The 13,144-nt window shown below is 41.0% G+C and carries 12 protein-coding genes; 8 read left to right on the top strand and 4 right to left on the bottom strand.

The window, feature by feature from the left end; all coding sequences use genetic code 11:
- Window positions 1–20: 20 nt before the first annotated feature.
- From tusA to fadB, 3 genes are all read right to left on the bottom strand, one after another.
- Complete coding sequence (gene tusA, locus CWB65_RS17715) at window positions 21–260, bottom strand: sulfurtransferase TusA (RefSeq protein WP_006793987.1); 240 nt, start codon at window positions 258–260, stop codon at window positions 21–23.
- Window positions 261–550: 290 nt separating this feature from the next.
- Window positions 551–1,720, bottom strand: a complete 1,170-nt coding sequence (gene fadA, locus CWB65_RS17710) for an acetyl-CoA C-acyltransferase FadA (RefSeq protein WP_008130791.1) — start codon at window positions 1,718–1,720, stop codon at window positions 551–553.
- A 4-nt stretch (window positions 1,721–1,724) separates the two neighbouring features.
- Entirely contained in the window at window positions 1,725–3,884 is a 2,160-nt protein-coding gene (gene fadB / locus CWB65_RS17705) for a fatty acid oxidation complex subunit alpha FadB (RefSeq protein ID WP_008130792.1), read from the bottom strand.
- Between the two features lie 192 nt (window positions 3,885–4,076).
- Here fadB and CWB65_RS17700 point away from each other — a divergent pair, with 192 nt between their 5' ends.
- The 8 genes from CWB65_RS17700 (at window position 4,077) to CWB65_RS17665 (ending at window position 11,651) form a co-directional block, all read left to right on the top strand.
- A complete protein-coding gene (locus CWB65_RS17700; protein ID WP_138741115.1) occupies window positions 4,077–5,963 on the top strand; it encodes a transglycosylase SLT domain-containing protein in 1,887 nt (628 codons plus the stop codon).
- A 116-nt stretch (window positions 5,964–6,079) separates the two neighbouring features.
- On the top strand, window positions 6,080–7,402 hold the full coding sequence (gene pepQ, locus CWB65_RS17695) for a Xaa-Pro dipeptidase (RefSeq protein ID WP_008130795.1): 1,323 nt from the start codon (window positions 6,080–6,082) through the stop codon (window positions 7,400–7,402).
- 57 nt (window positions 7,403–7,459) lie between these two features.
- Window positions 7,460–8,074 (top strand): YigZ family protein, encoded by a 615-nt coding sequence (locus tag CWB65_RS17690; protein WP_006793993.1) that lies wholly within the window; start codon window positions 7,460–7,462, stop codon window positions 8,072–8,074.
- 96 nt (window positions 8,075–8,170) lie between these two features.
- Window positions 8,171–9,622 carry a TrkH family potassium uptake protein gene (locus CWB65_RS17685; protein ID WP_008130797.1) on the top strand — a complete coding sequence of 484 codons (1,452 nt, stop codon included), beginning with the start codon at window positions 8,171–8,173 and terminating at the stop codon, window positions 9,620–9,622.
- 36 nt (window positions 9,623–9,658) lie between these two features.
- On the top strand, window positions 9,659–10,321 hold the full coding sequence (locus tag CWB65_RS17680; protein WP_138741114.1) for a flagellar brake domain-containing protein: 663 nt from the start codon (window positions 9,659–9,661) through the stop codon (window positions 10,319–10,321).
- A 464-nt stretch (window positions 10,322–10,785) separates the two neighbouring features.
- Window positions 10,786–10,998 carry an EF-hand domain-containing protein gene (locus CWB65_RS17675; RefSeq protein WP_006793996.1) on the top strand — a complete coding sequence of 71 codons (213 nt, stop codon included), beginning with the start codon at window positions 10,786–10,788 and terminating at the stop codon, window positions 10,996–10,998.
- A gap of 144 nt (window positions 10,999–11,142) precedes the next feature.
- Entirely contained in the window at window positions 11,143–11,355 is a 213-nt protein-coding gene (locus CWB65_RS17670; protein WP_006793997.1) for a calmodulin, read from the top strand.
- An 80-nt stretch (window positions 11,356–11,435) separates the two neighbouring features.
- Window positions 11,436–11,651, top strand: coding sequence for an EF-hand domain-containing protein (locus tag CWB65_RS17665; RefSeq protein ID WP_006793998.1), 216 nt, complete (start codon window positions 11,436–11,438; stop codon window positions 11,649–11,651).
- 67 nt (window positions 11,652–11,718) lie between these two features.
- Here CWB65_RS17665 and trkA read toward each other — a convergent pair whose 3' ends face one another.
- Complete coding sequence (trkA, locus tag CWB65_RS17660) at window positions 11,719–13,095, bottom strand: Trk system potassium transporter TrkA (protein ID WP_006793999.1); 1,377 nt, start codon at window positions 13,093–13,095, stop codon at window positions 11,719–11,721.
- Window positions 13,096–13,144 lie beyond the last annotated feature (49 nt).

Genomic DNA, 13,144 nt, shown 5'->3' with positions numbered 1-13,144 from the left:
AGAACTGAGAACTGAGAACTTTACAACCCTTTCTTCACCACATATCTATACGGTGCTTCATCGGCATCTTTAGCCACCAGCGTGTGATCCATAAATACACAAAAGCTTGGAATATCACGGGTGGTTGATGGGTCATCAGCGGTTATTAACAGTGTTTCACCGTCGTTCATTTTACGAATAGCAGCACGTACCATCATTACTGGCTCGGGGCAGCGAAGGCCAATGGCATCTAATTGGTGATCGGGATTATCAAAATTCATAGTACGTATGCCTGTAAATAGTTTTCAAATCTGTGACTTTACGAGTAGTCAGATTTTTTGTTGCGCCAAAGTTTAGCGTAATTTTAAGTATATATTAACTATTTTACTTAGATCTGGATCAGTTTAAACTTCAGTTTATTTATATCAACGCTAAATTATAAACCCGATCACAACAACACAAATCTAAATTGCGTTAGTATAGCGCCTTAAAATTTGGCAAATAAAAAAGGCGAACTAACTTTCGTCAGTGCGCCTTTTTACTCACCAAGATGGTTTACGTGTTAAGAGTATTAGTCTTGAACACGCTCAAATACAGTTGCGATACCTTGGCCTAAACCAATACACATTGTCGCTAAACCGTACTTAGCATTTTTGTCTTCCATTAAGTGAATTAGCGAGGTGCTAATACGCGAACCAGAACAACCCAGAGGGTGACCCAGTGCGATAGCGCCGCCATTCAAGTTAACTTTTTCGTCAACCACATCAGCTAAACCTAAGTCTTTAAGTACTGGTAGTGATTGCGCAGCAAAGGCTTCATTAAGCTCAGCTACGTCGATGTCATCAATAGTGATACCAGCTTGGGCAAGTGCTTTTTTACTTGCTGGTACTGGGCCGTAACCCATGATTGATGGATCGCAACCAGCAACCGCCATTGCTTTAATGCGCGCACGAATTGGTAAACCTAGCTCTTTTGCTTTTTCTTCGCTCATTACTAACATAGCTGATGCGCCATCAGATAGTGCTGAAGACGTACCGGCTGTTACTGAACCCGAAGCAGGGTTAAATACTGGGCGAAGCTGAGATAAACCTTCAACTGTTGTTTCAGGACGAATTACTTCATCATCTTCAACTAAAATTAAAGAACCATCTGCTGCATGACCTTCCATTGCTAAAATTTCGCGGCGGAAACGGCCTTCAACTGTTGCAGCATGTGCACGTTGATGTGAGCGATAAGCAAATTCATCTTGCTGCTGACGGCTGATACCGTGAATAGTCGCAAGGTATTCTGCTGTTAAACCCATAGAGCCAGACGCTTGTGCAATTGAAGTTGCTAAGCCTGGGTGAAAGTCGTTACCGTGAGTCATAGGAACGTGGCCCATGTGCTCAACACCACCAATTAGGTAAGTGTCGCCAGCGCCCGTCATAATGGCGCGTGCTGCGTCATGCAATGCTTGCATTGACGAACCACATAAGCGGTTAACTGTGGTTGCTGGTACTGAGTGTGGAATACCCGCAAGTAGTGATGCGTTACGTGCAACGTTAAAGCCTTGCTCTAATGTTTGCTGTACACAACCCCAATAAATGTCGTCGATTGATGCTGGATCAACCGCTGGGTTGCGTTCTAGTAAGCCCTTCATTAAATGAGCGCTTAAGTCTTCCGCACGCTTGTTTTTAAATACGCCGCCTTTTGAGCGACCCATTGGTGTGCGGATACAATCTACAATTACTGGATTATTCATGATATTAACCTTCCACCTTATAGAAAACACGGCCTTCTTCAGCCCATTTGCGAGTTTGCTCTGATACTTGGTAAATCGCACCTAGGTGAGCGTACTTGTCTGCTGCTGCAACAAAGTTAGCTAAACCAGTTTGATCTAAGTAACGGAACGCGCCGCCTCTAAATGGAGGGAAACCAACGCCGTAAACAAGTGCCATATCAGCTTCTTGTGGAGAAGCAACAATGCCTTCTTGTAAACAAAGAAGTACTTCGTTGATCATTGGAATCATACAACGGTCAATGATTTCTTGCTTATCGAATTCTTTTGGTGCATCAGTAATTGGCGCTAGTAGCTCAACGGCTGTTGCATCGCTTGATTTTTTAAGACGACCACGACGGTCTGTTTCGTACTTGTAAAAACCTGCTTTGTTCTTTTGACCAAAACGTTTTTCGTTAGCAAAAACAGTTACCGGATCTTTTTCTGCACGTGCCATACGCTCAGGGAAACCGTCCGCCATTACGCCAGTACAATGATAAGCCGTATCAATACCTACAACATCAAGTAGGTAAGCCGGACCCATAGGCCAGCCAAATACGTTTTCCATTACTTTATCTACTTTTGCAAAGTTAGCGCCTTCAACCACTAATTTGCTAAAGCCTGCAAAGTACGGGAATAAAACACGGTTTACAAAAAAGCCTGGGCAATCGTTTACAACAATAGGAGACTTGCCAAGTTTAAGGGCGTAATCAACGACTGCGTTAATTGTTTTGTCTGACGTTTTTGCACCACGGATAATTTCTACTAATGGCATTTTTGGCACTGGGTTGAAAAAGTGCATACCACAGAAGTTTTCTGGTTTATCAAGTGCTTCAGCAAGTAGGTCAATACAGATAGTCGACGTATTTGATGTAAGTACAGTGCCTTCTGGCATGTTCTTTTCAAGGTCTGCTAATACTGCTTGCTTAACTTTAGGGTTTTCTACAACGGCTTCAACAATAATGTTAGCGTCTTGTAGGTCTGCATCGTTAAGTGTTGGCTTAATTTTGCTTAGTGTTGCCAACATTTTTTCCATTGGCATGTGGCCACGCTTAACTTTTGCACCTAATAATTTAGACGCTTCACCCATACCTAAATCAAGCGCATCTTGTTGGATGTCTTTCATTATGATTGGTGTGCCTTTATAAGCAGACTGATATGCAATACCGCCGCCCATAATACCCGCGCCTAATACTGCAGCTTGTTTAATTTCTACATCGCTGTGCTTAGCAAGTTTGCGTGCTTTGCCTTTGATGAATTGGTCATTTAAGAAAATGCCCGTTTGCGCTGCCGCTTCGTTGGTACGCGCAAGTTTTGCAAAGTTAGCATTTTCGATTGCCATTGCTTCATCGCGAGTACAGTTTGCCGCTGCTTTAATAGTACGCACTGCCATAACCGGAGCAGGATAGTGGCCTTTGGTTTTACCCATTACCATACCTTCTGCCATAGCAAAGCTCATACCTTGCTCAACACGGTTTAATTTAAGTGGCTGTAGTTTTGCGTTGCGTTTTGCTTGCCAATCTAGCTTGCCTGCAATCGCTAACTCAAGTGTTGCTACACTTGACTCTAAAAGTTTGTCAGCACTAACTACTGCGTCAAACGCACCTACTTTAAGGGCGTCAGCTGCGCGGTTTTCAGCGCCAGAAGTGATCCACATCATGGCGTTATCTGCGCCAATGATACGTGGTAAGCGCACTGTGCCACCAAACCCAGGCATTATGCCAAGTTTAACTTCTGGTAGGCCCATTTTAGCGCTTTCGCTTGCAACACGATAATCGGTAGCAAGTGCCCACTCACATCCGCCGCCAAGTGCTAAGCCGTTTACAACGCTTAGAGTTGGGAATGGAAGATCTTCAATTGCATCAAAAACGTCAGTTGCGTTTTTGATCCACACGACTAAATCTTCTTCAGGTTTAGTAAATGTAGGTAAAAATTCGAAGATGTCGGCGCCAATAATAAAGTGGTCTTTATCACTGGTAAAAACCATGCCTTTGATATCAGAATTAGCAGCTAATTCTTTTAATGCTGCTGCACAATCTGAAAGAGTTTTTTGAGATAATGTGTTTACAGAACCTGCAACACAAAACTTAAACTCGGCGATGTTTTCCTTTAGGAAGCTAACTTCAAAGGAATCGCTTTTATATAACATTTTATTCTCCCTAGTTGACGAACTAAGACTGGTACGATGAGTTTGCATTTCAATCAGTGTGCTTGCTTTGAGTAGAAAATGCAACGAAAAATTTAACTCGGTTACAAACGACTGGTTAAAATATAGCTGGTTTGGTGCTAAGGTGGTGAAAAAGCTTTTATTCACTACTTTAATTTTTTATTAAAGGACATTATGAAAAAACAATTATTTAGTTTTTCGGCAGCTGCTTTTATTTTTCCTCTTTATTCTGCCGAGGCTAGCATCGATAACGACGCATTTTTAGATGCTGAAAAAAAAGTACGCAACGCAAGTTACCGCGAGTTTAAAAACGTAGTTAATAACCTAAACCACCCACTAAAACCGTATGTAGAAAAAACATACTGGCAACGAAACCCGAGCATAAAATATCAAGCAGAAATAGAAGATTACTTAAATATATATCAGCATACGCCACTTGAATGGCCCGTTCGTAAAGTATGGCTGGAGTATCTTGAAAAAAATAATAGAAAAGCGGCGTATATTCGTAATTACCGCGACACCAGTAACGCTGAATACACCTGTACATATTTGGGGTATCAATTAGATTTAGGCGCCCCAGAAAAAGCCATTTTAAATCAGGTGACTGATTTATGGACGGTGGGAAAGTCGCAACCTAAGGAGTGCGATTCGTTATTCTCGTACTGGCGCAAAAAAGGCTATATGAATTCCGATACTGTATGGCAACGAATTACACTTGCCGCGCAAGGCGGAACGCAAAGCCTACTACCTTATTTAAAAACACTTTTACCAAAAAATGAGCGTTACCTTGCTGACTTATATTTAAAGGTTCGCCGCGACCCAAGCGCTGCGGCGGGATTATATCGCTATAAAAATAAATCGCCTAAAGAGGGTGAAATTGCACTTTATGGTGTTAAGCGTCTAATTTGGCGCGACAAAGAACTAGCGCTGCGCGCATGGGAAAAAATAGAGCGTATGTTTAACTACAGCGATAAAGAAAAGGCAGATTTATACTACACCTTTGCTTTATCACTTGCTTCTAGCGGACATAAGCAAGCCAGTTTTTGGTTAAACAAAGTGCCAAAAGAGCGCCAAGACAACAAATTAATGCAATGGCAGCTTGGTAACATGCTTAAAACCCAAGATTGGGCAGGTATTGCTGCGTTTTTTACAGGCAAAGAAAATCTTAGCTTAGGTCAGCAATATTGGCTTGCGTATAGTTATGCAGAACGCGGTGACGATCAAACAGCTAAAAAAATGTGGCAAAGTATTGCGACTAACCGAGACTACTATGGTTTTTTAGCCGCTGCGCGTCTAGGCTTGCCGGTTGATCTAAATAATCAACCAAAAGTGGTTAGTGAGCAATTAATCGCAAAGGTGAGTAATGCCCCTGGTTTTAAACGTTCAAAAGCATTATATGAGTTAGATCGTGTTACTTCAGCGAGACGTGAATGGAATTACTTAACAAACACTTCAAATGAAGAAGAAAAGCTTGCAGCCTCTGTTTTATCTACCAATTTGGGATGGCACGACAGCACGATATTCACACTCGCAAAAATAAAAGCCTGGGATAATGTTGAACAACGTTTTCCATTTGCTTTTCAAGACATATTTGAGCGCTACAGCAAGCGTAATAAAATAGATGTAGCTTGGAGTATTGCTATTGCAAGGCGTGAAAGCTCATTTGCTCCTGACGCGCGATCAAGTGCGAATGCTCGAGGTTTAATGCAATTACTGCCAAGTACTGCTAAGTATGTAAATAAAGGCAGTGTGTCTAATAGTCGATTATATCAACCTAAAACAAATATTAGGCTAGGTACCAGTTATTTACGTTACTTGAAAAAGAAAAATCATGGTAACGAGATACTTGCTACAGCATCTTATAACGCAGGCTACCATCGTATAAAACGTTGGGTGCCTGATGATGCAATGCCAGCAGAGTTATGGATAGAGCTTATTCCGTATAGAGAAACACGCGATTATGTCAAAAATGTATTTGCTTACAGGCAGGTATATCATACTCGTATGGGCCGAGAGGGTAATTTACTGGCTCCCATACTGGAAATGAAAATAGGCGGTTAGTAAACATAAGTTTAAATAAGGGGGATTGTGCTCACAGTGGGCCATCCCCCTTTTTTGAGCGTAATAGCTATAAGTGGTAGACTCAAAGCAAGTTAAATTTAACAGATGGATTAACAATGGATAAATTAGCCGTTTTATACGCCGAACATATTGCAACACTGCAGCAGCGTACTCGTACAATTTGCGAAAGCGAAGGGTTAGAAGGATTAGTTATTCACTCTGGCCAAGCAAAGCGCCAATTTTTAGACGACATGTATTACCCGTTTAAAGTTAATCCTCACTTTAAAGCTTGGTTACCTGTTATTGATAATCCACATTGCTGGATTGTTGTTAATGGTAGCGACAAACCTAAGCTTATTTTTTATCGTCCTGTTGATTTTTGGCATAAAGTACCTGACGAACCACGTGATTTTTGGGCTGAGTATTTTGATATAGAACTATTGTTACAACCCGATCAGGTTGAAAAGCTACTTCCTTATGACAAAGCAAAGTACGCTTACATGGGCGAATACATAGAAGTAGCTCAAGCACTTGGCTTTAGCATAATGAACCCAGAGCCCGTGCTTAACTATTTACACTTTAATAGAGCATACAAAACGCAGTATGAACTTGAGTGTTTACGTAATGCTAACCGCATAGCGGTTGATGGCCATAAAGCTGCACGCGACACTTTTTTTAATGGTGGTAGTGAGTTTGATATTCAACAAGCGTACCTTATGGCTACACGCCAAAGCGAAAACGAAATGCCGTATGGCAATATAGTGGCGCTTAACGAAAACTGCGCTATTTTGCATTACACTCATTTTGAGCCAAACGCACCGCAAACGCATAACTCATTTTTAATTGATGCTGGCGCAAACTTTAACGGCTACGCCGCAGATATAACGCGTACTTATGACTTCAAAATGCAGGGTGAATTTGCTGAGCTAGTTAATACAATGACGACGACGCAAATCGAATTAGGCAAAGGATTAAAGCCAGGTATGCTTTACGGCGACTTACATGTTGAGTGTCATAACCGCATAGCGCAAATTCTTAGCGACTTTAATATAGTTAACTTACCGGCTGCAGATATTGTAGAGCGTAAAATCACCTCTACTTTCTTTCCGCATGGTTTAGGGCATCACCTTGGTTTACAAGTACACGATGTGGGCGGCTTTATGAGTGACGACAAAGGTACTCATCAAGCATCTCCAGAAGGGCATCCATTTTTACGTTGTACACGTATGATAGAGAAAAATCAGGTGTTTACTATTGAACCTGGCTTGTACTTTATTGATTCGTTGTTAGGTGATTTAGCGCAAACCGACAACAAGCAATACATCAACTGGGATAAGGTTGAAGCGTTTAAACCTTATGGAGGTATTCGTATTGAAGATAACATTATTGTGCACGATGATAGTTTAGAAAATATGACGCGCGACTTACACTTAGATTAAGTGATAAGTTAGCAAGAGAAGGGGCCTAATGGCCCCATTTTTTTGGTTAAGTAAAATATGTCAGAATATAAATACCCAGCCGGTGCTGTGTTTCACCAAGAAGAAATTAAAAAAAGCACGTTTATTGTGCATATTGCACACACTCCCGATTTAGCCGCAGCTAAAGCTTTTATTAAAAGTATTGAAGATAAATACAGCGATGCTCGGCATAATTGTTGGGCCCATGTGGCAGGTAACCCCGGTGGCAGCCACGTGTATGGTTTTTCAGATGATGGTGAACCCAATGGTACGGCCGGCAAACCAATGTTAAATGTGCTGGTGGGATCGGGACTTGGTGAAGTTACTGCCGTGGTGACCCGGTATTTTGGAGGGATTAAACTTGGAACTGGCGGGTTAGTACGAGCTTATGGCGGGTCGTTAAATAATGCATTAGCCAAATTAGACACCGTACTTAAAGTTCCAAGTGTTGAGCTAATTGGCAGTAGTGAATACAGTATGCAAGGCGCAATTGAGCAGCTACTTAAAACGCACTACCAAGTGCTCAACATTGAAAAGCAATTTACTGCTAATATTGATTGGGTGATCACCATTGATAGCCGCCAAGCACAGCAAGCAATTAAAGATATTTTTGATTTAAGTCACGGCGCAGTTGAGTTAACTATTAAAGAGTAATAACCTACACAAGTTGCATATAATGCATATTCATTCTATTTAACCAGGCTAACGCAATTGAGCCTGAATTTACTAATAATAAAAGCGATTAGCTAAATGCAATTTCGTACCATCATAAAAATTCTTGGGCAACTTGTTGCGCTGTTTAGTATTACCATGGTGCCACCTGCTGTGGTGTCTTTAATTTATAAAGATGGTGGTGGTGTTCCTTTTGTTTTAGCGTTTATTTTCAGTATTATTATTGGCTTAATAGCGTATTACCCAAACCGACATGAAAACGGGGATTTAAAAGCGCGTGAAGGCTTTTTAATTGTGGTTTTGTTTTGGTTGGTACTGGGGGCATTCGCATCCTTGCCTCTTATCTTTTTACAAGAACCTAACTTATCCCTTGCTGATGCGGTGTTTGAAGCCTTTTCGGGTTTAACAACCACAGGCGCTACGGTGCTGACGGGGATTGAATATTTACCTAAGTCAGTGCTGTTTTATCGCCAGCAATTACAGTGGTTTGGCGGTATGGGGATCATTGTATTAGCTGTTGCAATACTGCCCATGCTAGGTGTTGGTGGAATGCAGTTGTATCGTGCTGAAATCCCCGGCCCAGTAAAAGATTCAAAAATGACCCCTCGCATAGCCGATACCGCAAAGCACCTTTGGTATATTTATGTGTCGTTAACCATTGCCTGTATGTTGGCGTATTGGGCGGCGGGAATGGACTGGTTTGATGCCATTTGTCATGCGTTTTCTACCGTCGCCATTGGTGGGTTTTCGACTTATGATGCTTCTATGGGCCATTTCGACAGCCCGGTTATTAACTTTATTTGTGTATTCTTTTTAATCATTGCCGCTATTAACTTCTCCTTGCACTACGCTGCGGTGGCAAGCCGGAACGTGCAGGTCTACATTCGCGACCCCGAGTTTAAAGTATTTTTATGCATTCAATTGGCGCTGGTGGTTATTTGTTTTACTGTGTTGTCGTCGAACGAGATATACGCCAATGGTGATGAAACCCTTGACCAAGCACTATTTCAAGCGGTATCAATGAGTACAACGGCGGGTTTTGCTACCGATAACTTTTCAACATGGCCGCTGTTTTTACCTATTTTATTAATATTTTCGAGCTTTATTGGTGGTTGTGCAGGGTCTACTGGGGGCGGTATGAAAGTGGTGCGCGTGTTTTTACTTTACCTGCAAGGCGTACGTGAGCTAAACCGCCTAGTGCACCCTCGTGCTATTTATTCAATCAAACTTGGCCGTAAAGCATTGCCCGATAAGGTTGTAGAAGCTGTATGGGGGTTCTTCTCTGCCTATGCCTTAGTATTTATTATTATTATGCTGGCGCTTATGGGCACGGGAATGGATAATATTACGGCGTTTTCGGCCACGGCAGCGTGTTTAAATAACTTAGGCCCAGGGTTGGGTGATGTTGCGTCGCATTATGGTGCAATAACCGACGGCGCTAAATGGTTGCTGACTATTGCAATGGTATTTGGCCGACTAGAAATTTTTACTTTGCTTGTGTTATTTACGCCTACGTTTTGGCGCGGATAAAACACAACGTTTTACTACTATGTTTATGGAATGGATATGCCAGCAACACATGCAGATAAATTAAATAATATACCGGTTGGCAGTTTAGTTGACTTAGAAATATTAACACCCACTAGCAGTAAGCGCGTGAAAACAGAAATGGTAGGCTTGCTTGATGAAAAGTTTATTATTTTAAACTTCCCTACAGCCAAACGTTTACCGGGTGGAAATGATTACTTACGAGATGGCGTCACCGTCGTTGTAAGAGCATTAATAGAGGGTGACGATGGACAAATAATTGCGTTTAGACAGCAAATTAAATCTATTGCATCACACCCCGTTAGGCTGATTTTTATAAACTACCCCAAGCAAGTTCAGCTATTTAGTTTACGTTCGCAAACACGTATTCCAACTCTATTACCTGCAAAACTTAAACTCAGTGATGACAAGGTACTCGATGGTGTTATAAAAGATATTTCGCTAACGGGGGCTATGTTTGATGTAAAAACTGACGCAGATCTAGAAAGCATCAAAGACTCACAATGCACTGTGGTATTAGGTAGTAATAGTAAAGGCTTTGAAGGCGAAGTGTGCAGCGTGAAAGATCATAATGCAGGCGTGCGTTGCGGTATTAAGTTATTAGCCAGTAAAGAAGAGATGAAAGCTTTTATGAAAGAGCACTTTATTGACCCCGCTATGATAGAACTCGATGCCGATTAGGTTTTAATGTCGCTATTTTGCAACAAAATAGCGACTTTTTACTTTATGAACGAAAATAAATTACCAACCTCTAAATTATTATTTTTTATTAAATAAAAACAGAGATATAGCATTCAAATTTTTTATATTTTATTTTATTTTTACACCTTGTTCAGTTTAAAACTTCCTGCTCAATACCTAATTACACCTTGATCATTTAAATAACTTCGCTTTGTGGTTTTTTACATTAAACCTAAATATCTGATTTTTAATAACTTATAGTTTTTAATTAAACCAGCGTTGCTAAATAGCTACAAAAATAATGCTTAAATTTGCACTTTTTTCAGTATTTAACACGTAAGACACTGAAAAATATAAACTAATAAATATTGGCATTTAAGTTGTAATAGTCTGGTTGTACTAATCGAAAAACGTGATTAACAGTAAGTACCAATCACTCACATACAACTTGAAGGATACATACTATGAAACGCATTAATAAAACATTAGCACTTATCGCACTCGCTTCTTCGTCAGCCGCTTTTGCAGGCTCTGACTTTAATACACTCGATGTAGACGGTAATGGTGCAATTAGCCAAGCCGAAGCATCAGTTGATGCAAAATTAATGAGCATGTTCTCAGAGCTCGATACAGACCAAAATGGTGAGTTATCAAAAGAAGAGTTTTCAAAAGCCTAAATTCAGTAAATGGAGTCCTGAGTTGCCAAAGACAACCTAAGTAGGCAAGGGAGCTTACGAAAAAGGATAACAAGGAAGTGAAACCATTTTAAAAGGTAATAAGCCCATTTTTTTGATAGAACATTAAGTATGAAGGATTAAGTTATGAAACATTTAAATAAAGCATTAGCACTTATTGCATTAGCGTCTTCTTCAGCTGCGTTTGCAGCATCAGATTTTGACAGTTTAGATACCGACAGCAGTGGAGCAATTAGCCCAAGTGAAGCGGCAATAGACACCGATTTAATGGCTGAGTTTACAGAGCTAGATACAGATGGTAACGGTGAGCTGTCTAAAGACGAGTTTGCAAAATTTTAAAGTTAACCGGTATTGGTTTAGCTATTTTTCACAGACAGGGATCTTAGAAAAGGATTTCTCATTTTACTAGGAACATCACTATGAAAACATTAAATACAACACTTGCGGTTTTAGTTTTAGCATCTTCTTCAGCAGCTTATGCAGCGGTAGACTTTGCATCGTTTGATAGCAACAGTGACGGTGTTATCAGCATGGAAGAAGCTCAAGTAAACTCACAACTAGTGAAAATTTTTAAAGATTTAGACACAGATGGAAATGGTGAGCTTTCTAAAGAAGAATTTGCCAAAGTACAGTAGCATTGATAAGCCCCAATCATACTCCACTAAAGCCGCCATGTTCAGCGGCTTTTTTGTGTTTGATGCGTTATAAAAATATAGCACTTACTTGGAAGAGCTTTTCTACTACGTTGATATGTTTTTTATCAATTAAAAACATAATCACGTGATCGCCCGACATAATAATGGTGTCGTCGTGGGCAATAAGTACATCGTCGTTACGCACAATGGCCCCAATAGTTGTTCCGGCTGGTAGTTTTATATCGGCAATTGCACGGCCAACTACTTTGGAGGTGTTTTCATCGCCATGAGCAACTGCTTCAATAGCCTCTGCAGCCCCTTTACGCAATGAATACACGTTAACAATATCACCTCGACGTACATGGGTTAACAATGCAGAAATTGTTGCCTGTTGCGGCGATATGGCAATGTCTATTTCGCCACCTTGAACTAGGTCTACATACGCACCACGTTGAATAAGCACCATGGTTTTTTGCGCGCCCATGCGTTTGGCAAGCATGGCCGACATAATATTGGCTTCATCGTCGTTGGTAACGGCAATAAACACATCCACTTGTTCGATATGTTCTTCAGAAAGAAGTTCTTGATCGGAGGCGTCGCCACAAAATACTACCGTGTTGTCGAGCATTTCTGAAAGCTGTTCAGCACGTTCTTTACTGCGTTCTATTAACTTAACGGTGTGATTTTTTTCAAGAGAGCGAGCAAGGCCTGCACCAATGTTACCGCCACCGGCAATCATTATTTTTTTATATGAACGCTCAAGCTTCTGCAGTTCGTTCATTACGGCGCGTATATGTTTGGTTGCCGCAATGAAGAATACTTCATCGTCGGCTTCAATAACGGTTGTACCGAGCGGTTTAATTGCTTTGCCTTGACGGTAAATAGCTGCAACGCGAGTTTCTACATTGGGTATATGCTCTTTTAATGCAGATAAGGCATAGCCCACTAATAAACCACCGTAATAGGCTTTTACTGCAACTAGCGAGAGCATACCATCGGCAAACTGCAATACTTGCAATGCGCCAGGGTAGTCAATTAAGCGGCGTATATACTTAGTAACTAACGCTTCTGGGGCAATGTAATGGTCGATTGGTAAATCATCGTTTTGGAAAAGTTTTTCACGGTATTTTAAATACTGCTCAGAGCGAATTCGGGCAATTTTAGTGGGTGTATTAAAAATACTATACGCCACTTGGCACGCCACCATGTTTACTTCATCTGAGCTGGTTACCGCAATAATCATATCGGCATCGTCTGCGCCGGCGCGGCGCAAAACATCAGGGTGAGCACTGTGGCCCATTACACCTTGAAGGTCGTATTTATCTTGCAGTTCGCGTATACGATTACCGTCAATGTCTACTACGGTAATTTCGTTTTGTTCGCCTACTAAGTTTTCAGCTAGCGTGGCGCCAACCTGTCCAGCACCGAGTATGATTATTTTCATTATTTACCAGTGTATTAAGTAGTAATAAAAAGCCATTTTTAAATTTAAA

It is taken from the genome of Pseudoalteromonas sp. S554 (assembly GCF_005930865.1).
Classification (GTDB): Bacteria; Pseudomonadota; Gammaproteobacteria; order Enterobacterales; family Alteromonadaceae; genus Pseudoalteromonas; species Pseudoalteromonas marina.
This window is presented reverse-complemented; position numbering and strand designations above follow the sequence as displayed.

Bases quoted from the DNA above. Each gene is read 5' to 3' on its own strand.
- trkA (WP_006793999.1), bottom strand. From the start codon at position 13,095: ATGAAAATAATCATACTCGGTGCTGGACAGGTTGGCGCCACGCTAGCT.
- CWB65_RS17680 (WP_138741114.1), top strand. From the start codon at position 9,659: ATGCCAGCAACACATGCAGATAAATTAAATAATATACCGGTTGGCAGT.
- tusA (WP_006793987.1), bottom strand. From the start codon at position 260: ATGAATTTTGATAATCCCGATCACCAATTAGATGCCATTGGCCTTCGC.
- CWB65_RS17690 (WP_006793993.1), top strand. From the start codon at position 7,460: ATGTCAGAATATAAATACCCAGCCGGTGCTGTGTTTCACCAAGAAGAA.
- fadB (WP_008130792.1), bottom strand. From the start codon at position 3,884: ATGTTATATAAAAGCGATTCCTTTGAAGTTAGCTTCCTAAAGGAAAAC.
- CWB65_RS17665 (WP_006793998.1), top strand. From the start codon at position 11,436: ATGAAAACATTAAATACAACACTTGCGGTTTTAGTTTTAGCATCTTCT.
- pepQ (WP_008130795.1), top strand. From the start codon at position 6,080: ATGGATAAATTAGCCGTTTTATACGCCGAACATATTGCAACACTGCAG.
- CWB65_RS17675 (WP_006793996.1), top strand. From the start codon at position 10,786: ATGAAACGCATTAATAAAACATTAGCACTTATCGCACTCGCTTCTTCG.
- CWB65_RS17685 (WP_008130797.1), top strand. From the start codon at position 8,171: ATGCAATTTCGTACCATCATAAAAATTCTTGGGCAACTTGTTGCGCTG.
- CWB65_RS17670 (WP_006793997.1), top strand. From the start codon at position 11,143: ATGAAACATTTAAATAAAGCATTAGCACTTATTGCATTAGCGTCTTCT.
- fadA (WP_008130791.1), bottom strand. From the start codon at position 1,720: ATGAATAATCCAGTAATTGTAGATTGTATCCGCACACCAATGGGTCGC.
- CWB65_RS17700 (WP_138741115.1), top strand. From the start codon at position 4,077: ATGAAAAAACAATTATTTAGTTTTTCGGCAGCTGCTTTTATTTTTCCT.